At 35.7% G+C, this 22258-nt stretch carries 14 protein-coding genes; 7 read left to right on the top strand and 7 right to left on the bottom strand.

The window, feature by feature from the left end:
* Window positions 1-5: 5 nt before the first annotated feature.
* Complete coding sequence (locus tag LG336_RS23740) at window positions 6-536, bottom strand: DUF6431 domain-containing protein (protein ID WP_404329942.1); 531 nt, start codon at window positions 534-536, stop codon at window positions 6-8.
* A gap of 112 nt (window positions 537-648) precedes the next feature.
* Between LG336_RS23740 and LG336_RS23735 the strand changes: the two genes are divergently transcribed.
* The 3 genes from LG336_RS23735 to LG336_RS23725 are packed head-to-tail and all read left to right on the top strand — an operon-like array spanning window position 649 to window position 3369.
* On the top strand, window positions 649-2229 hold the full coding sequence (locus LG336_RS23735) for a transposase (RefSeq protein ID WP_404329941.1): 1581 nt from the start codon (window positions 649-651) through the stop codon (window positions 2227-2229).
* A complete protein-coding gene (gene istB, locus LG336_RS23730; protein ID WP_404329940.1) occupies window positions 2226-2999 on the top strand; it encodes an IS21-like element helper ATPase IstB in 774 nt (257 codons plus the stop codon). The genes LG336_RS23735 and istB overlap by 4 nt, the downstream gene beginning before the upstream one ends.
* A gap of 46 nt (window positions 3000-3045) precedes the next feature.
* The gene (locus LG336_RS23725) at window positions 3046-3369 is read left to right on the top strand and encodes a hypothetical protein (RefSeq protein WP_404329939.1); all 324 of its coding nucleotides are present in this window, start codon (window positions 3046-3048) and stop codon (window positions 3367-3369) included.
* A 981-nt stretch (window positions 3370-4350) separates the two neighbouring features.
* On the opposite strand, the gene LG336_RS23720 is transcribed toward LG336_RS23725, so the two are convergent.
* The 3 genes from LG336_RS23720 to LG336_RS23710 all read right to left on the bottom strand — a co-directional run bounded on the left by LG336_RS23720 (window position 4351) and on the right by LG336_RS23710 (window position 8019).
* On the bottom strand, window positions 4351-6345 hold the full coding sequence (locus LG336_RS23720) for a hypothetical protein (RefSeq protein ID WP_404329938.1): 1995 nt from the start codon (window positions 6343-6345) through the stop codon (window positions 4351-4353).
* A gap of 10 nt (window positions 6346-6355) precedes the next feature.
* Complete coding sequence (locus LG336_RS23715; RefSeq protein WP_404329937.1) at window positions 6356-7390, bottom strand: Two component regulator three Y domain-containing protein; 1035 nt, start codon at window positions 7388-7390, stop codon at window positions 6356-6358.
* A gap of 215 nt (window positions 7391-7605) precedes the next feature.
* The gene (locus LG336_RS23710; protein ID WP_404329936.1) at window positions 7606-8019 is read right to left on the bottom strand and encodes a triple tyrosine motif-containing protein; all 414 of its coding nucleotides are present in this window, start codon (window positions 8017-8019) and stop codon (window positions 7606-7608) included.
* Between the two features lie 759 nt (window positions 8020-8778).
* Here LG336_RS23710 and LG336_RS23705 point away from each other — a divergent pair.
* The 4 genes from LG336_RS23705 to LG336_RS23690 all read left to right on the top strand — a co-directional run bounded on the left by LG336_RS23705 (window position 8779) and on the right by LG336_RS23690 (window position 16742).
* Window positions 8779-10146 (top strand): hypothetical protein, encoded by a 1368-nt coding sequence (locus LG336_RS23705; RefSeq protein WP_404329935.1) that lies wholly within the window; start codon window positions 8779-8781, stop codon window positions 10144-10146.
* Between the two features lie 769 nt (window positions 10147-10915).
* Window positions 10916-11071: a hypothetical protein gene (locus LG336_RS23700; protein ID WP_404329934.1), complete on the top strand. Its 156-nt coding sequence runs from the start codon at window positions 10916-10918 to the stop codon at window positions 11069-11071.
* 490 nt (window positions 11072-11561) lie between these two features.
* Complete coding sequence (locus LG336_RS23695; RefSeq protein ID WP_404329933.1) at window positions 11562-13430, top strand: C39 family peptidase; 1869 nt, start codon at window positions 11562-11564, stop codon at window positions 13428-13430.
* Window positions 13431-13637: 207 nt separating this feature from the next.
* Complete coding sequence (locus tag LG336_RS23690; protein WP_404329932.1) at window positions 13638-16742, top strand: N-acetylglucosaminidase; 3105 nt, start codon at window positions 13638-13640, stop codon at window positions 16740-16742.
* A 65-nt stretch (window positions 16743-16807) separates the two neighbouring features.
* Here LG336_RS23690 and LG336_RS23685 read toward each other — a convergent pair whose 3' ends face one another.
* The 3 genes from LG336_RS23685 to LG336_RS23675 form a co-directional block, all read right to left on the bottom strand.
* The gene (locus tag LG336_RS23685) at window positions 16808-18358 is read right to left on the bottom strand and encodes a glycosyltransferase family 2 protein (RefSeq protein ID WP_404329931.1); all 1551 of its coding nucleotides are present in this window, start codon (window positions 18356-18358) and stop codon (window positions 16808-16810) included.
* A 65-nt stretch (window positions 18359-18423) separates the two neighbouring features.
* A complete protein-coding gene (locus tag LG336_RS23680) occupies window positions 18424-21090 on the bottom strand; it encodes a CDP-glycerol glycerophosphotransferase family protein (RefSeq protein WP_404329930.1) in 2667 nt (888 codons plus the stop codon).
* Window positions 21080-22255 carry a glycosyltransferase family 4 protein gene (locus tag LG336_RS23675; protein WP_404329929.1) on the bottom strand — a complete coding sequence of 392 codons (1176 nt, stop codon included), beginning with the start codon at window positions 22253-22255 and terminating at the stop codon, window positions 21080-21082. Before LG336_RS23675 ends, LG336_RS23680 begins: the two co-directional genes overlap by 11 nt.
* Window positions 22256-22258: the final 3 nt, after the last annotated feature.

Genomic DNA, 22258 nt, shown 5'->3' with positions numbered 1-22258 from the left:
AGGGGTTATTGGACAATGAATGCAGAACGGGTATGTACCCAAAAATTAATATTTACAATAGGGCGGACAATTCTTGTCAGCCATCCATTGGCATCTCCTGCCAAGCGTCCTAGCCTTTGAAGTGCAGTCCCTGAACCTTTGGACGTAAGATCCTGGGGGATGTTTCCTTGACTGGTTCTAATCATGATGGAAGTTAAGCAACCAACCCAATAATCCACAAACTCATGAAACCAGCCATTCCACCTCGAAATAGTAGAATCATCGGCTGGAATAGTGTGGTTGGATGGGTTCGTAAGAACGCTTTCAATACATTCGGATTCATAGCGTTTATAAGGAACCAATAAATCCGGCAGTTCATGATGAATGGTACAGCAGTTAGTGCACCTCAGCCTCCGGATGTTATAGGTCTTACTCTGTCCTGAATGATCCATGGCTTTTCTATTCTTAGTTCCTATAACCAACATGACTTTCCCACAACATGGAGAAGGAATCCTACCCGCACCCCTAACTAAAAACTCCAGTAAGTATGTTTTCAATCAGCTGATAATCTGATACAATAATCATATACTTTTTGGTGGGACGTCTCCCGTATAACTGTTGGCGCAGTTATACATTATGGGAGGCGTCTTTTCCTTTCTCCAGAATAAAATGTCGAAATTTTTCGAATCATATACGGACATTATAATCGACTACTTCTGGACAGGCAATACCGTCAACTTTCGGTTATTTAAGGGTGTCAAAAACAGTAAATATATCAAAGAATATGAAAGTAAGCAGCAAGAAATTGAACAATCCAATGATAGTGTACCTACAGGGGAACTAATTCAAGAACTCGTAGAAGCGCCTAAATATAAAGTTGGCATTCGACCAAAGCGAGTAATGACAAAGGAAATAGAATTAAAGGTTATCGGTCATCTTCAGGCCAATGATGAAAAGCGTAGGAAAGGTCTCCGAAAACAGCTAAAGAAACCAATTGATATTTTTGAAGCTTTAGAAGCAGAAGGTGTGGAAGTCAGTTACAGTACAGTCCTACGGACCATTAGGAAAATTGAAAAAACAACCAAAGAGGCTTATGTAAAAGGATCATACGATCCTGGGGACATATGCGAGTTTGATTGGGGTGAAGTGAAACTTAAGATAAACGGAAAGTGGACAAAACTCCAAATGGCATTATTTACTTCAGCTTTTGGAAATTACAGAATGGCATTTTTATTTAACAAACAGAAAATGGAATGTTTTCAAGAGGCACACGCTTTGTTTTTTAATGAGGTTGGTGGTGTGTATAAAACAATGGTCTATGACAATATGAAAGTAGCTGTTAAACGATTTGTTGGTACAGAAAAGGAACCTACAGAAGGTTTATTAAAGCTTTCTATATACTATGGATTTGGATACCGTTTCTGTAATGTACGTCGTGGAAATGAAAAAGGCCATGTAGAGCGTAGCGTGGAAGTGATTCGTAGAAAAGCATTCGCTTTTCGTGATACATTTGAAACTTTAGAGGAAGCAAACCAATACTTGCTTGAGATTTGTAAGAAGCGTAACCGAAAACCACAGCCATCCCAACAAAACCAGACTGCCGAGGAGTGTTTAAAACAGGAACACAAAAACTTCCTCCATCTTCCCCATCCGTTTGATGCAGCACGAATCCAAAACGTGCGAGTCGACAAGTATTCAACGGTAGTCATTGATCAAAGCCACTACTCGGTCCCAGATCATTTGGTTGGCGAAATTATAAAGGTGAAAATCTACTCAAATCGTATTCTATGTTTCTATGAAGAGAAAAAAGTAGCTGAGCATATTCGTCTAACCGGCTGTCATGAATGGAGCTTACAACTAGAACATTACATAGAAACGCTAAAGAAAAAGCCTGGTGCATTAGCTGGTAGCACAGCATTACAACAGGCAGACAAAAAAATAAAAACAATTTATGAAACCTATTATAACAGTCACACAAAAGAATTTATAGAGTTAATGCAGTATTTAAAAGATGAAACTACGCTTAGTGAAATTGAGCAGTGTATTGAAGAACTTAGAAAGATACATCCAAGCCATGTGACAACCGATAAAATCAAAATCTTATGTGCTAAAAACAAGAATAAAGTGCTCTCCTCTGTTCCTAAATCAAAAGAAACAAAGGATATTAAAGATTATGCCAAGTCGAATCTCAAATTGTATGATGAGTTATTTCAGACAGAAGCAGTAGGAAAAGAGGAGGCCATCGCATGAGTAAGCCAAAGGATTGGATAGAAGATATATTTAACTTTAGTAAGGATTTGAAGCTGCCTATTATTCGTCAATGCGTTCAAGAGCAAATAAAAGAGGCTTCTCAAAAAGATGCCAGTTATGAAGAATTTTTGGCTTTATTATTACAAAAAGAGTGGGACTATCGGCAAGAAACTGCCCAATATAATCGTATCCGTCGGGCAGAATTTCCTTATAAAAAGCACTTGGAAGATTTATTGATATACGAATTACCGGAAGATGCTCAAAAAAAATATAAACAGCTTAGGACGCTAGAATTTATAAAGGAAGGCAGAAATCTAATTTTAGCAGGAAGTCCAGGCACCGGAAAATCGCACATGGCAATTGGTTTAGGTATGAAAGCCTGTGAGGAGGGCTACAAGGTTTGGTTTACAACCGTCCCCTTATTAATTAATCAACTAAAGGAATGTCGTTCAGAAAAGACTCTAAGAGCATTCCAAAATCGTTTTGAGAAGTATGATTTGGTGATCGCTGATGAGATGGGTTACATATCGTTTGATAAAGAGGGAGCTGAATTATTGTTTACTCATCTTTCCCTTCGGGCAGGTCAAAAATCAACTATTATCACAACAAATTTATCGTTTGAAAGATGGGAAGAAATCTTTCAAGATCCAGTTATGACAGCAGCTATGATTGACCGACTGACTCATCAGGCCTATCTTGTCAATATGAATGGTAATTCGTATCGTATGAAGCAAACGAAAGAATGGCTTGAGACGCAAAAATTAATGTAGATTCATCTCGAAGAGATAGATGCAAAATGGAAAAGGAGATTACTAGATGAATATTGTTTCGGTCGAGGAAGTAACCCTTTACTTTCAATCATACGGGTTGAAATGTGATGAAGAACTGGATAAAACCTGGCTAGACGAGGAAAAAAACAAATCAAATACAACCATCTTCAATGAACAGATTAACGAAGATTACCTCTATACTTTCAATGATTGGTGCAGATGGAAAGGAACTGCTTATGAAGATGGAATTGATGATCAAACAAAAATGGACCGCCTTTTTGAAGAAGTTATTGAACTCAAAAAGGAAATAGAGAAATTGGAAAAGGAAAAAGCTGCATTAGAAGAATCGTTGGGTGTTCTACCCTTTTAAAAAGTAGGTTCCTCTGCCTATTTGGAAAAATTAGGTGGAGGAATTTTAAATGCTTAAGTGGGGGATTTTTCGATTGACAAATACAAGAGATCGACACCGTTACTTTTGGCGGTTTCTGCGATACTCAAACAGATGGCATTTGCTTTTACACCTGCTTTGCTGACCGAAAATAACAATTTTTTTCGACCAATGACATTTGGAAGGATTGCATTAATTTAAGGTTTTCAAAAACACATGGCGAAGCCATCATCATCAAAATACAAACTTTTACTCCAGCCAGAAAATAGGGGAATTGAATCACCATCCGGATTTAGACCACCAGACCAAAAGAATCTTGAATCGGTGTGGCAAGCCCATCAGTCCTTCCACTAAATGATGTAGATATTTTTCACACTTGTAAAATTGTGTTTCAAAGATGTTTCAACTCCCTTATGACCGTTTGGATAATGCGCTCTTCTACGTCGTCATAGATATTTAAGCGTTTTCCGTTTTAATTATGCATGCTTATGGAATAATCTACTGATGAATTGGTTGTAAATTAACTCTTGCTATCTGGGGGGGACGTAACGGGGACATTGGTTAATTTTTATTTAAGTTTTTTAACAGGAGATACTGCATGTTAATATGCATTGTTGAATGGGGGCCTACTTCATAATGGGTATAATTACATTTAAGAGGGATTAGAAAAGAGGGCATTTCCAATTGAGGCAATGCCCTTGTAGAGAACAAATTTATCACTAATTTTTTACTTTTTTAACTAGGGTTATGTGCGACTCACTATCACACCCCTGTTGGGTACTTAATTGAAAAGCTCCTTTATATTCCTAACTAGGTAAGATAATATATGTGATTTTTAAAGCAATCTTAAGTGAAGTTTTAAAAGGGTTAGGTATTAATACAGAACCCTCCCACATAAATCTAAGTTAAACTTGTGATTTGCATATAATGTGGTCAAGAATATAGGTGATTTAATTATCACGCTTATTCTGGATTTATTGTAAAACTCGGTTGAAATATTTCTTGATCACTATATACCTGTGAATAAGGACTCGAAGTAGTAACTTCAAAATTATTTTCAACTTGTGCTACCCCAGTTGTTACTCGTTCAATAAGTAGAGTGGCAATTTTTCCCCAATTCCAATCTTCACAGTTTCTATCTGCTACTATTCGAATGGTTAGTGAACAGGAAGGACTTTTCGGAACCCAATTAATAATGATTTGATTGCTCTCTTTCCAACTAGCAATATCTTCTCTTAATAATAATTGATTATCAAATAACACTTCATAGTGAATTCTTCCCAGGTTTTTTCTTCGTTCATAAGGCGACCTTATTTGCAATATACAATAATTTGTTTCATCCTTTTTAACCTTTAATGGAATATTCACTTCTGCATAGTCGCCCTTCTTTGGAGCTCCTAAGTCAATATGGAATTTAAGCCTTGTTGGGAAAACTTTAGTTTTAAAAGGGACAATGCGATTTGGGTTTTCTTCTGAGCCACTATTAAATTCGATATCCTTAAGTATCTGGCCAAACTCATCAAATTCATTATCATAGTAATCAGTTAGTTTTGTACGAGAATTTATTTTCCAAAAATCTAACACCGACCAATTTTTACTTATTAATTGGTAAAAAACAGTATTCTCTTTTTTAGCTGTTTCAGGAACAGCCAATAGTAGCTTCAATATTTTTCTGGAATTAAATAATATAAAAGTATCATGGGCAATATCACTCTCTAACAATAACTGAGCATGCCAAGTTCCCATTCGATACTCCCAATAGAACAAATCATAAGGGTCATAGTTAAAGATCTTATCCATTTGCACATGGTTATAGTATTGGTTAAAAGCTTCAATAACCTTCTGATCTTCTACAGATTTCACAGAATAGATCTTACTCATACTTTCCGGAGTTAATTCTTTAGGTAAATTTCTGATATTGTTCTTAAAATACATTCGACCAATTTCATAAAGGTTAGACCTTATATGCAAATGCTCTTTTTTAGAGAATTTTGAGAGATATATCCTTGCTAACTTAAATGCGTGAGAGGAGAAAGTATTTCTTCTTAATACCTTTGTAAGTTCAATAAATTCTTTATCTTTCATATCTTGATCAATCATAATAAAATGATGGTTCAATCCTAAATTCTCAGCCATTTCCTTTGCTATTTCTTGGTCTATGTCAAGTGACTCGTTAAATGTACTCCTAGTATACGTGAAAAACTCAAACCGCTCTTTATAATCCCCAAGTAAGGATAAAGTGGTTCTACTATCTAATCCAGCAGTTAAAGAAAGCAACAATTTAAATTTCTGGGATAATAATTCAACTTGTTTTTTTGCTAATACACTAATTTCTTCAACCACAGTCTCAGTTGGGAGTTCTTTAATATCCTCTCTTGGAAAGAACCTTTTAACCTGTGTACTTTTAATATCAAGCAATGTATTTGGGGTTAAAAATACAATATCTTCAAAAGGAGTGAAATGACCAGGAAGAAACTGACTCGTGTATTTTCCTAGCCACTCTCTCTGTACTGTAGTTGATTCTGGAGAATTCACATATTCTTGAACTAAAGCACAGTGCGAACCAAGGAAAGCTTTACTTTTCGAATAAAAAATAGTTCTCATTCCAGTCGCATCAGAAAGAATTCGTGCGGTGGTGTCATTGCCATATAAAATCAAAAATCTCCCCGATAGTTCATCAATATAATCAAAAAAGTGATCCTGGGAAGTTTCCAACGATCTTAATAATTCTTTAACAATCAGTGATTTCTCAGATGTGAAATTTTTTAAATCGAGAATATTTCCAAGAATAAAAACCCAATTTGATCCTGAAAAATTCCAACTAATTTCATTCAAAGGATCATAGAATATTCTATATTCCTTAATATCAAGAGACTTCCAATGGTCTTGGGGTGGCTTTACATCTTCAGTCGTTATTAGATATCCTCTGTTATATTTTAGCTTGTCAAAAGACTCCATTGCATTACTCCTAATTTGAAAATTCTTCGAGGAAATACAATTCTTCACCATTTTCAACTGAAAACTCAGGATGGGAGATTTTAAATTGTATTTCTTCACTTACTTTGTTTTTATAATTATTTAAAACATACGCTTTGACACGATAATTACCATTCTCCTTAAACTCAAAAGTCAGCTTATCCATCTTTGAATATGGAATTGTAGCAACCTTTAGCTTTCCTCTGAAGACATACCAAGCTAGTTGATTTTCTAGTGAATCTGTCTCGACAGCAAAAGAAATTTGACTTTCATTATTCATTTCAGTCTTAGTAAAAGATTTAATGAAAGGAGTTTTTGAACTTTTGCTTATTTCTTCTTTTAAAATATTTGGAAAGAATTTTCCTACGTCATTATGTTCACTATAATCTCCAAGGTCTAATGTATTATTAATTTTTTTATCGTTTAATAATTTAATTAAGGGTTTTACATGAACATGATAATGGTATTCTTCTTTTCCAACATGAATAAATACGTTTGGCTTATGCTGAGATTCATCTATTATCTTAAATAATATTCTATCTAAGTAATTTGAGTGTTCGTTTGATGCTCCACCAGAAATAAATGTAGCAATGTTCTCGGAGTTTGTTCTATTTAATAGGTATTCACCCAATAAAGTTTGTGGGGAACCAGCTATTACATGATTAAATCCATATTTAATTCCATAATATAGAGCTGCATACCCACCCTTACTAGATCCACATGAAATAATATTTTTAATATTATTTTCTTCTTTAATTTTATCTATTAAATTAATAACTGATTCTTCTATTGAATAATCCTTATTTTCGCATAAATAATAACTTGCTCTGCAACCAAAGTCATCCAAAATATATAGGCGATTGATATCATAACCATTTAAAGTTCTAATATAATTGTACGCAGGTTTTTTTCCTACGGGTGGCATGCCAGAAAAAACAATTGCTAAATTCGGGTTTGGTTTAGCGGATTTATAAAACAAATACTTTACATTTCGTTTATCTCTGTATATGTTTTCGTTAATTATCATCGTAACTAATCCCTTCTACATTAAATTGGCATAATGAAAGTTTATTACAGTTATAGCTTTGTTACAATATCAATTAGAAGAAAGTGACTAAACAAACATGTGTAAATTTTGGGTATCAACCTAAGGAAACATATAAATTAAAAAGGAAATAAAAAACCGAGATATCTCTCGGCTCTTAATTAATAATTTCTATTGATAGTAAATAGGTGATATCCCTACATCTCCATCTGAACTTCAGTTGAATAGCTTTTAGCTGTATTGCCATTTCGATCTTTAATGTACACCGTTACTTTATATGAACCTGGCTCCTTTACAGTGTATGAAAAATGGGCATCCCGTTTGTACTCGAATTTATCAATTATCTCTCCATCTTTCGATACATAATATGCATAACTCAATTCTTCGCCATCTGCGGTAGTAACTACATAAAAATTTGAACTATCTACTTTTTCAATCATTACGTTAACAAACTTGGGTTCAATACTATTTGTGCTTTTTTCTGGTTCGGTCTTTTCCTCAGTACTATTCGAATTTTCTTGTGATTCTTCATTTTTAGCTGTTTCATTACTACAACCAGATATAACAATCAAAGATACTACTAATAATAGAGCGACTAATTTTCCTTTCATTTTAGATCCTCCTGTATTGTATTGATAAACCATTTGAATTATAGCATAAAATATATTAACTTTAGGGTTAAACTTTAATTAACAAATCTTTAAGACACACTAGTGGGAGGTAATAAATATTGCGGAGGAAGATCAAAATGTACCATTGGTTGTAAGGAGCATCCCAAGTGCGACTGCTACAGTCAGACTTCCCACTATTTTTGTCTCTTATCTACATTCAACATATACATTCTCTTACCTTTTTTCATTGTTCAAGTAGATGAAAGGGAAGGAAAACAGTGGACGCCTGTAGATAAAGTAGCAAGGTTACAGTTAACCGAAAGCCATGAGTTTCTTAAACTGTAGGTAGGGGTTTGATTTTTTTCTGATACGCTCTTAAAATAAAAACTCTGTGATTATGCTATTTCAATCGTTGTTATGTAATGGTTGAGAATGGTATTAATTAAGCGTTTTTTGTTATTTTTCTCCACTTTGTGACTTGAAATAATTTGTAAATAGGACAGAAAGCCGCATTTAACTTGCAAATTTTATTATAGGATGTACTTATTGTAGAAAGGGACCGAATGACTAAAGGTGTCAGGTAGCAAAGATTGCTAGATTAGCAGGGTACTCAGACACATTGCCAAATCCCAACGGGGTTACAATTGTTTTATTTAACGCTAATAAGTTACTAAAAGAAATTGAGGTTGTTTCAATAGTTTTATCTGGGGCTTTATCTGGAAACAAGAATTGAAGTATAGTAAATGAGAGGTGATTATTTTGTTTCGAAGGAGATTCCTGGTAAATATATTAATTTGGATTCTAGCTTTCTTTTTTGGATACTCGGTCAAAAGGGAAGGAGAAAGCGTTAATTTATTAAAGACAGATGCAAGGATGGTTTTGGATATAGATGGGAAGAATATCTCTGATAAAATTAGAAATATAAATGAACAGTTGGCCCAAAGAGTGCAATTTGAAACCATTACTTTTAACATACCAACTGATTTTCCAAACTTACAAAAGGCTATTACAAAATTAAGCGAAAAGAAAGTCAAACATGGTGTTACTATTCTATTGAATATAGAGAGTGGGTATCAAATTAAGGAAGCTTTGTCTTTACGTAACGGGGATTATAGCCACTTTCGAATCGTTAGTACAGACAACGAGGTTTTATTAAGTGAAACTTTTCCTAAGGTCATTTTTGCAAAATTTAATAACTGCCGAGCACCTATTCTTGCAACCATCATTAACGGACAGGGTAAGTGTACCAATGGGTGGTATTTAGATAACGGAAGCACAGGGCATGTTGAAGCGGGTTGCGGATTCACCCATGCAGGAACTACTAATCTATACGTTACAGGTGGATCTGTTGTACATGCAGAAGGCGGGATATTCACTGACGCTTCACAAGATGGCAGTTCTGAAAGTGGCGGAGCTGGCATTTTTGCCTGGGGTGGTCAAGTATTTGCTGAAGGTTCAGATGTTAGTAACTCACTCACTTATGGAGTACAGGGAGCTCATGGTGGCAAGGTATCATTCAGAGGTGGGATAGCTAATAATTGTGGCCGTCACGGAATAAGAGGGACAAATAGCGGTATTGTTGACGGCAGAGGAGCGCAAGTTAACGATTGTGGAGTTTACGGTGTTTATTCTCTTTCAGGTAGCGTTGTGAATGCTTATTCGGTTAGTGCGAAAAATTGTGGAACTGCGGGGCTTTTTGCTTCACAGCTTGGCACAATAAATGGTCGGGAGGCTATTGTTGACGGTTCTGAGATTGGTGTCAAAGCCGATAGAGGAAGTTCAGTTGAATTTTATATGGGTTCGGCAATTGGTTGTATTAGCAGAGGAATTGAAGTTACAAGTGGTTCGAGAGTTGATGCGAACATGTCAACAGTTACTGGAACTGTGACGGCAAAGGTAGGTCATGGAGTTGTCTGCGATTACGGTTCACATGTTAACGTATCAAACGCAACTGTCTCAGGTTCAGGTGGGAAAGACTTATTTATCAATCATGGCTCAACTATAACAGCTCATATTTGCAATACTACCAACTCTACGGCAAATAAACCAATCGAATCTGATACAAATGTAACGACGTTTAATGAGCCTTTTAGTTATTTCGGTATCATATGGGCATCAGATGTTTAGGTTAAGTTGGAACCAATTCCGACATAAACTTTTCTTTCAAGCTTGTGGGGTTTAGACCCCACTCATGTGAGGTGCTGCGCTAGTCTGCGGGAAAAGAATAGTATAGTGAACAGTGACGCCCCAGAATTTGTTGAATGTTGATAGATAAAAGAATGGTAGTAAGTAGTAAACTTAATACAAATAAGTATTGTATGGTGTTGAATGCCGACCTTCTTTCCATGTGGGAAAAAAGGTATAATCATGGAGTAATTCTTGGATTTTCTCGTAATGTTCTATGTTCTATAGGAGTAGTGCGTGAAATAGGCGCACATTTATTTTGAAAAAACAAGAAGATTACTTTGATAGTTTACCGGCTAAATGCCTTATGCCAGATGAGACAAGCTTATTATAATGGAGTTATATCTTAGGATGCTTATAGAATAATAAATCTCCAGATAAAAGGTGATTATTACCTATCAATATCTCTCCAACTAACTCAACGGCGTAATCTATAGAATTTATAATAGCCGGTTTTAAACAATTCCAAGAGGATAAGGTGGAAATAACCAGTATTGGCAGCAATTACAGAATCAAAAGTATTTTTTTTTGTCTTGTAATTGTTTTTGTTTATCTAGAACATTTCAATTCTTCACACGCATCTACCCCTGTCCCCAACCCGATATATTAACGCACCCATCCCATTTATGAAACTATTACCATTGGCTAAAGATTTACAAATTATAGCGAATCTACTAGAATAATGTCATTAATGTATTGGGGGCCAAGACAGTTGGATAAGCAAAATTCTGAAATACAACCTAATCAAGACAAGTTTTTTGATTTGCTGAAAAAAACGTATGAAAAAGGGAATTTTGATAAGGAGATCACCGTTGAGCGTCTATTAGAAGATTTAAAGATTGATATTCGGAAGGTATTCACTATATAGCGAAGTTACAAATGAAGTTCTTTATCCATTATCTGATGGAAATAATGGCGCAAAGAAAGGGGAAGCCCGCAACCTACTTTGGCTTCCCCTAATTCTTAATATTAACATGATAGGTTTCGTTGGAATATACTAATCCATTCCGAGTTCTGGCAATACAGCTCCCTTCCATCTCCGAAGTGAAACCAATCGCTACAGCGCACACTATAACCTGAATTATAACCCCTAAAGACTTATAACACTCGGGATCCTTAATGTCCTTCATATCTCTTAAGCTGCTGATGAACTTCGAAAGAATTTTAATATAATAATCAATTCGTTACATATGAAATAGTTTATAATAATATTTGTGCTGTAAACTTAGTTGAGTGGAAGCAATAAGCTGTTTTATAGTAGGAACTAGTATCCTATTAACATTTCATTTCAGAAGTCACAAAATAAAAAGCGAGGGTCTACGAAAAAAAGGTTTTGGTAGATAAAGAAGGGAGAAGGCATGGCAAAGAAAAAACTTGGTTTTGCATTGATTAGTTTTTCGCTAATTATCACGCCATTAAGCAATGTTGTACAAGCAGAGGGGAATTATGACTCTACTAATGGTCAAGTTAGTGTTATAGGCGAATCTCAAGAAGAAAACAATGAAAATATAATAATTGAGATAGAAGAAAATACTGATAAAGAAGAAACGACAGTAATTGAAGATAAAGATTCCTACCCACCTAAGGAGGAAACCTTAGGTGAACAAAAAGAAGAACAGGTAATCCCTGATGATAAAGAAGAAATAGAGCCGCAAAGTGTGAATGAGCGAAAAATTGAGAGTAATAGTTTGGATGTAGAGAATCAAACTGAGGAGCAGTTTTCTGAACCTGAAGGAAGGGACGTAGGTACAAATTCTGAAGAGGTGACGATGCTAACTAGTTCTTCGGAAAGTGTAGTTGTTAATGAGGATACAAAGTTTTACCTAAACAACGAGAACCAACTTGTTTACGCTGAAGTATACTCAGGGGGCAATCTGCTAGAAATTAGGGAATACTATTCAAATAGTTCTATTGAAGATGCCGATAAAAAGATAAAATATCGTTTTAAACTAGATAGTAACGGTTATATAGTAAGTGCTTCACAGCTTGATGAACAAACCCAAAGGATAAATAAGCATTATGAATATTATCCTCAAACTGTCTATGGAGAACATGGGAATAACATCAAGTATTTATTCAATCTAAATCACCGTTCCGGTTATTTGACGAATGCAAGTCTGCGTGAAAAAGGGACACAGCGTATCCTATCGGTTTATGAGTATTATCCAAATACTTCTTACGGACCACATGGGAAAAATATTAAGTTTCAATTTAACCTAAATGATTCGGGGGACTTAACTAGTGCAAGTATGCGAGAGAATGCTACGCAGCGAGTTCTAACGATTTATGAATATTACTCAAATACATCTTATGGGACACATGGAAAAAATATAAAGTATTTGTTTAATCTAAATCGCACGGGGGCTTTAACAAACGCTAGTCTGCGTGAAAAAGGGACACAGCGAGTTCTTACGGTATATGAGTATTACCCAAATACGTCTTATGGATCCCATGGAAAGAACATTAAGTTTTTATTCAATCTTACACCTCATTCTGGGTATCTGACGAATGCTAGTCTACGGGAAAAAGGCTCCCAACGGATACTTTCCATTTATGAATATTACCCAGGTACAACTTACGGCTCACATGGGAAAAACATAAAGTTTCTTTTCAATCTAAATGGAGCAACGGGGGCTATAACAAAGGCTAGTAAACGAGAAAAAGGGACACAACAAATCCTTACAACGTATGAGTATTATTCAAATACTAGTTATGGAAACCACGGATCTCGAATTTCAGGAGTAAAACTAAATGTACCACTAGTAAGTCAGTTGCCTGAATTACCTACAGGTTGTGAAATAACTGCTGTTACCATGATGTTACAGTATAAAGGCGCTAAAGCCGATAAGGTAAAATTGGCGAAAGAAATGCCAAGACATCCTTGGGATCCTAATTATGGATATGTGGGCGACCCTTTTACGAAAAGAGGATGGACCATTTATCCTTCAGCATTAACAGGACTAGTAAAAAAATATGCAGGAAGTGCTGAAATCCTTACTGGTAAAAGTAATGCTAGTATTGAAAAATATTTATTTAATAACAAACCTGTCGTAGTTTGGGTATCTCCAATGCATGGCTTTTCTGTACATGCTTTGGTCCTAACTGGGTACGATCAACATAGCTATTACTTTAATGATCCTTGGACAGGCAAAAAAGAAGTTAAAATGGCTAAAAGTGATTTTAATAAAATTTGGAGCAATCAAAGCAAGAGGGCAATTTCATATTAAGGAAAAAAGGTGGCAATTCATAAGTGATTGCCACCTTTTGGTTTTTTGAAAAATAATCTAAATAGTACCTTTATCATAAAAGTACATTAGGTCTAGCTTAAAATAGAAAAACAAAAATAATGTCTAAATTTAGCATTGAGAAATATGAGATTTATAGATAGAATGTATAATAGTGTCGATAAATAAGAGATAAGGGGGAGATAATGCTTGAAGTCTAGGTTATGGACTAAGCTAGTCACTACAACTCTATTAGTTTCATCTATAGCTGTTTTTCCACAGAAATCCGTCGCCTATACAGATCTTTCTACTTATAATATTGAAATTCAGCCATTCAAGAATGAAAGTGAAGTAATTAATGCTTTAAATCAGTTGAAAACTGAAACTGGCTGGACAGGAGAGTATCAAAAAGTAAATCACTATCAAATTGTGAGCGGGTATTTCAATGGCGAAAATACAGCGCAGGAAGTACTGCAGCAATTAGAGGCGAAAACGGGAATAAAAGGAAATTATGAAGGTTGGGGAGATCCAGAGGATAGTTTTCAAATTATAAGCGGTGCTTACAATAGTGAAGTAAACGTAAGGGAAGTACTAGAAAAATTTGAATCATCCACTGGAATAAAAGGGGATTACGAAAAATGGGTAGACCCTGATACCAACTTCCAACTAACAAGTGGCTATTTTAATGGTGAAGAATCAGTCAAAAAGGCTCTTCAACAATTAGAGGTAAGTACTGGTATTACAGGGAAATATGAAGGTTGGGGAGACCCAGAAAATTATTACCAACTATCCAGTGGCTACTATAATGGTGAAGGGTCTGTAAAAGAGGTCCTTCGTCAGTTGGAATCAGCTACTGGTATAAAAGGTGAATACAAAGGTTGGGGAGACCCAGAAAATTATTATCAACTAACAAGTGGCTATTTTAATGGTATATCGGCTGTAAGTGGAGCCCTTCGCCAGTTAGAATCAGCTACTGGAATAAAAGGGAAGTACGAAGGCTGGGGAGACCCGGAAGACTATTACCAGCTAACAAGTGGCTTTTACAATGGTGAATCAGCTGTAAAAGAAGTCCTTCGCCAGTTAGAATCAGCTACTGGAATAAAAGGGACGTACGAAGGCTGGGGAGACCCAGAAGATTACTACCAGCTAACAAGTGGCTTTTATAATGGACATGCAGCTGTAAAAGAGGTCCTTCGTCAGTTAGAATCAGCTACTGGAATAAAAGGTACCTATAAAGGTTGGGGAGACCCGGAAAATTATTATCAACTAACAAGTGGATTTTATAATAGCGAAGTAACCGTAAAGCAGATGGTACAGCAGTTTGAAGCAGCAACAGGGCTTCAGGCAGGTTATAAGTCACTTGGCAATGGAAGATTCCAGCTTGTATCAAAACCTATACTAGGAAATTCACAACTAAATGTAGGTTTAGAGTTTTTTAAACAGAAAAGTTTAAACGCAGAGTACCAGGAAACTGGGGAAACAGGATATACAAAATTTCAGGTGGTATCCGAGCCGGTCCTAGGGGAGTCTCAGCTCAATGCAGGTCAAGCATTTTTCAAAAAGAAAAATTGGAATATAGAACACCAGAAAACTGGGAAAACAGGATATACAAAATTTCAGGTGGTTTCCGAGCCAGTCCTAGGTAAGGCTGAGTTAAATGCAGGTAAGGCCTTCTTTAATCAAAGGAAATGGAAGGTAGAGCATCAGACAACTGGAGATAAAGGGTATACCAAGTTCCATATTGTTTCTGAGCCAGTCCTAGGGAATTCCAAGCTAAATGCAGCTAAAGCCTTTTTTAACCAAAAGAGATGGAAGGTAAATCATCAGGCAACTGGAGATAAAGGCTATACCAAATTCCAAGTAGTGTCTGAGCCAATCATAGGGAAATCCAAGTTAAATACAGGTTTAGCCTTTTTTAAGCAAAACAGGTGGAACGTAGAGTCCCAGAAGACAAAGCAAACGGGTTATACAAAGTTTCAAATTCACTCAGATCCAGTTAAGGGATCAGATCTTTATAAGGGTCTTGAATTTTTTAATAGGCAGAACTGGTCAGTAACTTATAAAACGGTTGGAGGACAAAGTGGTGATAAATACCAGATTGTATCCGAACCATTAGTAGGAATGACCAAAATAAATGAGGGTCTTGAGTACTTTAAGAAAAACAATCTCGCAGCAAAGTATGAAGCAACTGGTAAAAAAGGCTATAACAAGTTCAATATTAAAACTGAGCCTGTGGCAGGCGAGGATTTAATGAATAAGGGTCTTGAGTATTTTAAGAGTAAGCAATGGACTGCTAATGCCCATACATTAGATCAGTTTTCCTATCAAATTGTCACACAGGAGTTTACTGGGTACGATACTGTTGTTAATGCCATTAACAGAATCGAAAACAAATTTGGTTGGGATGCAAAGGCAGTTAAGGTAAAAACCGGACCACAAGTTATGTATACCGATTACCTTCAAACTTTTAATGAAATGCTCAATAAACAAATGCAAATGAGTCCTCAGACAGATAAATACCGAAATGAACCTCGATATATTCACGTAGACTATGTAGACTTGGAAAAGCAAATAGTTACTGGTGATAATGTGAATGTAAGAACAGGTCCATCGGCAACTAGTTCCATCTCCCAGCGGGTAAATAAAGGCACTAATGTTTTGGTTATCCGGAAAACGGAGGATTGGGTAGAAGTAAGAATGACTTGGCAAAATGCAACATCAACAGACGTACAATCTTATTTAAATCCAAATAATTTCTCAATGGATAGTAAAGAGTACTTCCAATTTTTGAAATTGTCCAAGCCAGCCAACCTAACATCAACTGAAGTAAATGAGAAAATCCTAAAAGGAAAAGGGATTTTGGCTGGAGAAGGAAAAGCATTCATTGATGCAGCTCACGAGAATAATATTAACGAACTTTACCTTATTTCTCATGCATTGTTAGAAACAGGGAATGGTACATCCACTCTAGCACAGGGTGTAGAATATAACGGTAGTGTCGTCTACAATATGTATGGATATGGAGCTTATGATTCTTGCCCGCTTACCTGTGGTGCAAAAACAGCTTATGAAAATGGCTGGTTTACACCTGAAGCAGCCATCGTTGGCGGTGCAAAATTTATTAGCAATGGCTATATCTATAATGACACTTTCCAACAGGATACTTTATACAAAATGAGATGGAATCCTGTAAACCCATGGCACCAATATGCAACGGATATAGGCTGGGCATATAAGCAAGTAGATTCTATCTATAATTTATATAATTTGTTAGACAATTATACACTTTATTATGATGTCCCAAATTATAGATAGAGAAAAAACCCTTTACTCCATTTTATAAGGAGTAGAGGGTTTTTTTGATTGGCGAACATCTTGAACTAAAGTGACTTTTTTAGCAGACTTTTAAGCCTTGTCTTTAAGCTTGCTCTAGTAACCTTCATACTCAGGTTGCCGTTATTTGTTCGGTAAAAAGAAAGATATAACTGCTTCAAAGTAAATGAAACTGGGAATGTTGCCGATATGTCTACTCTTACTCTTGTTGGTCGATGCTGTTGATCATTCCACGATAACCGGAAATAAAAATCGTAGATAGATTCTCCTTGTACCATTGCCTTTGGGAAATCGTGAGGGTTCAATGTAATCTTAACTAGTTGATTTTCATAGCTATAAATCTGATTGATCCCTTTAGATTCAAACTCTATGGGACCAAGTTTAACGACCTCTTTAGTATCCCTATTTACTGCATAAAAATGGCCTGAGGTTTGAATACTGGCTTTAGGAATAATCACTTCGCCCATCAGTTGCTGGTATCCACCATTGTTATTAATTTCCCTCATTATCATTGTCGGTTTAAGATCGTAAGTTACATCATAGGTTTGACTCTCACCATGAATGAAAAATTGTATCCCTTGCTGTTTGACAATCGGATACATTTCTGTGTTTGTATACATTTGGGAGAATAACTCAAGATCAGAATATTGTTCATTCATTAAAAGATTATACAGTCTTTTTTCCTTACTCGGGAGCTTTTGGGGCACCTCCTTCGGAATTTGTTTAAGGAAGGATATGATTCTATTTTTCCATTCCTTTATATCTACCGCATCAATCAGTGAGAATTTAAGGACATGTAGTCTGATAATATCGAGCAATGCTTTTAAATCATGTTCTGCAACAATATCATCGGAAATCCCTTCCCTTATCAACCAATTTCGGTTCGCTTCAAGTGCATTCAGTCGGTCACTTGTGTTATCAAGCTTCATTTGCTGCTGAGTAATAGAAGGGTTATCTTCATTATCTCGAACCCGCCAAAGATAAACCGTTTCTTTGACTATAGCAATCTTTTTTGCAAGGACAGCAGCTTTTAAGGTCATCACCATATCCTCATAATATTTGCCCTCTGTAAATAACAGCTGCTCGTTGGTGATAAATGTCTTTTTCCATAGCTTATTGCAGGCAATACTGTCCTGGAGTAATTCTTTTTTTTCGAGCAGTGTTGCCGCTCCGTTTTTATCATACAAATTAAATTCTTTATGTCTTAGTGGGATGTACCGACGATTCGTGTTGAAACGGAGTACCTTTCCGACTGCGTAATCTGCATCATATTTTAATGCTGAGCTTACTAATGTATTAATGGCATTTACCGGTAATTCGTCATCAGAATCTAGGAAGAAAAGATACTTACCTTTGCTTTGGAGAATCCCTCTGTTGCGCGTATAGCCCAATCCATGATTCTCTTGCGTGAGCCCTTTTATGCGGTTATCTTTTTTGATAAATTGTTCAATGATTTCTTGACTATTGTCAGTAGACCCGTCATTAATGACTATTACCTCTATTTGTTGATAGCTTTGGTTTAGTACCGATTGTAAACACGACTCAAGATAAGGGGAAGAATTATAGACGGGTATAATAACTGAAACAAGTACAGACAATTGATTCACCTCTAATCAACATATTAAAGGAAAAAGAGCTGCATATTGCAACTCTTTTACTACTCTTAATTAAAGACACGCTCTATGACTTTACGTGTGGCCGTTCCATCTTCAATACCGCCGAATTCTTGAGAGAAGCCCTCTAATACGTGATTGTATTCTTTTAAGGACTCAGGGTGTTTGAGATAGTAAAGAACATTTTCAATCGTATTGCAAACAGGGCCAGGGGCCTTTTCCTGAAGGTCAAAGTATGTTCCCCTACGAGATACGTATTCCTGTAGGTCGTAGCAATAGAGAATAATTGGTCGTCTAAGTAGAGCATAATCAAACATTACCGAAGAGTAATCGGTAATAAGGATATCCGATATCAGATATAGTTCTTGAATATCATGGTAGGTTGATGCGTTTATAACATTTTCCGGTAGGTCGCTTTCGTTCAGCCTGTTTAATAATAAGTAATGAAGTCGTAATAATAGGATTGATTCATTTCCGATTTCTTTACTTAAATAATGTATATCATTCAGTGTTTTCTGAAACGAGTTTGGATCCCAATCTCTGAATGTCGGAGCAAATAAAATAATTTTCTTCCCTGATGGTATTACAAAATACTCAATTGCTTTTTGAACAGCCGTTTCAGGTTGGTTAATTAAAATATCGTTTCGTGGATAACCAGATTCTATTATGTCCCCATCATATCTAAATGATCTTTTGAAAATATCCGTACTATATGGGTTAGGGGAAATAAAATAATCCCAGGCTTTGGTTTGAATTTTAAGCCTTTTTAGTTCAGTTGGGCTAGGTAACTTCTTTTGATCATATCCCATTTTTTTCAATGGTGTCCCATGCCAGGTTTGTAAGTATACTTGCTTCTTCTTCTTCTTCGGGGCTAGGTGAGCAATTCCCTGATTATCGACCCAAAATTTAGAACGGACAAGGTAATAATAGTGCTTAAGTGTATTCCTTTCAACCTTAATGGCTGGACCGGGGATATCGACCGATTCAGGTTTTTCAAAAGACCAAATGTATTTATAATTCTTTTTTGTCTCATACATTTCCTCATATATATACTTTGGACTATCACTATACTGCTTGCCCATATGGCTTTCAAAAAGAACCCAGTTTGAACGTACAGGTAGCCTTTTAAATAATCCTTTTGAATACCTGGTTAGGGTAGTTTGAAAACGACCCATTTTTTTCTTTTTAGGCAAGTTTCTCTTCTGGAACACCCATTTAATTTTATCTATTTTCTTTAAAGGTAATACTTTTACTGCAAATGAATTTTTGTTATTGATAAATAGAGCCTTAGATAAAACTCGATCTTCAACTTTCAAATTCGGCAAGTTAGAGATTTTTGTGGCTTTTACAAGTTCCTTATGTCGATTTCCCTTATGTCTAACAAACAAAGACAAGTAGTAATTACCAGGAGTAGTATTTCCTAAATCGAAGCTGATACGTCCATCCTTTGTACGATTCGATTGGATTATAGCTTTTGTATGTCTGTTTTTAAGTTCCCAATAATGGGATAGATCCGATGGCTCAATTGAATAGACATCTACATCAGCCTTGAAAGATAACTCATCGTTTTTTAATAGAATATCACGAATCGTAAAATCAACTTCTAATCGACTAATTCGGAGAAACTTCTCATTATTTGGTCCTTGAACAGACGCCTTAAAATAATACTTAGATCCTACAGCATAAATTCTGTTGGAGTTCGTTGGATGTCCGTTTATATAGGATACATAATCTTGAAAGGCTTCTTTATCTCCTATATATAGTAGATAAAACATAATCCGTTCTTTCTCTGGAAGGTTGAGAAAGGCATATTCGTCCATAACCTCATGTAAGTACTCATAAATCAAATGATGGAATTTTTCTTTATAGTCCTCATCAAAAAGCAAATAGTCATTGGTATATAACTTCAGATCATGGCGTAAGAATCGATTATTTTTATGACCTTGGTAAAGGATATTTCCACTTTCTCTTAGGAATTTATCATAAAGCCGATGTGATATAATACGATTTTTAAAGTTGTCAAACTCAAACCGACGATTTGAAATGGATTTGACATCAGCATTTTCTACTACCCGCCAGTAATAAATTAGCTCTGGAATAATACTAACCGAGTTTGCTAAAAAATAAGCCTGTCCCGTAAAAACAACATCCTCGTAATGAATTCCTTCTGGGAAGCGAAGCTTATGCTTTTCTAAAAATGAGCGTTGGTAAATTTTATTAACAGACAGACTGTCAAATAGTAACATGTTAAATTCGCGAATATTAATATTTGTTCGCTCAACCGAGTAAATCTGATTATAATACCAGATTTGATAGTTATTGGTTCGGATTGCTTGTCCGGCCACAAAGTCCGATTTTGTCCTTTCAATGGCAGCAACCATCTTTTCGCATGCATCCATTGTATACCAATCATCACCGTCTAGAAACATGACATACTCACCGGTGGTATTTTCAATACCGATGTTTCGGGGAGTACTACATCCACCGCTATTTTGATTACGGTGAATGGCTTTAAATTTTGGTTTTCCTTCAATAAAGCGATCAATTAATTCGCCAGTACGATCGGTAGAAAAATCATTGACTACCACTACTTCTATATTTTTATATGTTTGTTCATGTAAGGATTCAAGAGCTTCTTCAATATACAGTTCATTATTATAGGCAATGACAACCACCGAGAGTTTGGGGTGCTTATGAACTTTCATATTACTTTCCATGTTGACTTCCTCCCAGTTCTTCAAAAAGGCTATACCATTGGTTTTTGATTTCCTCTTTTTCAAATTTTGCACTGTCATTAAATGCATTTATACTAAGGGAGTTGAACAAGTTAGGGTCAGAAGCAATTCGCTTTATCTGCCTTGATATAACAGGCACATCCCCTATCGGAGCAATATACCCATTGTTATATTCGTTAACAATCTCACGTATACCCGGTGCACAATCCGTTGATATACATGGAAGTCCACAGGATTGAGCTTCAATTAGGGACATAGGTAAACCTTCTGCTTTTGAAGTTAGAACGAAAAAACTAGAATTTCTTAGTATAGATTTAACTTCCGATGTTGGTCCCTCTAAAACAATTCGTTGTTCCATTCCTAATGCTTTGATTAATGATTGTAACTGTTTTTTAGCAGGACCTTCTCCATATATATGTAAACTCCATTCAGGAATATCTGGAGCTACCTTAGCAAATGCCTCAATTAATACATCAAACCCTTTATCTTCGATTAGCCTCCCAGTAGAAACAATTTTTTTATTTGAATACAACTCATTTGGGGGTGTATATTCTCGAAAAGGACTAGGATTATACATTACATCTGTATTAATAAAACCTTGATTTTCAAAGTGTTCTGCGTCCTTTTTAGATAAAAGGAGGAATTTTGACACCTGTCTATAATATTTTAAAAGTCTCTTATAGCGATGTGACCCTTTTGAGGCTATATGACTTTCGTGACTTTGACCAATGATTTTTATATTTGGTCTATATAGTAAGGGTTCAATCCATTGCATCCCCCAGACTTGGATAACAATTACAAAAACCTCACTATCTCCATATGTTGAAAAGATCTTTTCAACATCTTTCCTTCTTTTCTTTAATTGAGTACGTCTTTTTAATTCTGCAAGTACTGCTTTTAACTTCAATGCTTTAAGATTAGATGAAATCTCCTTTGCAATTGGTGCACGATATCCATCCTTGTGTAATACATGGACTTTGACCTTATCTGAGAAATAACTTGGTTGGTTTTGCTGCTCATTAATACTTAAAACGGCAACATTATGTCCGTCTTGAACAAATTCATCAGCAAGGATTGATGCCACACGTTGGGCACCGCCATGGCCATTATATTCATTTAGTACAAAAACGATATTCCTATTAGGCATTTA

Source organism: Mesobacillus maritimus (assembly GCF_044803185.1).
GTDB classification, from domain to species: domain Bacteria; phylum Bacillota; class Bacilli; order Bacillales; family Cytobacillaceae; genus Mesobacillus_B; species Mesobacillus_B maritimus_B.
This window is presented reverse-complemented; position numbering and strand designations above follow the sequence as displayed.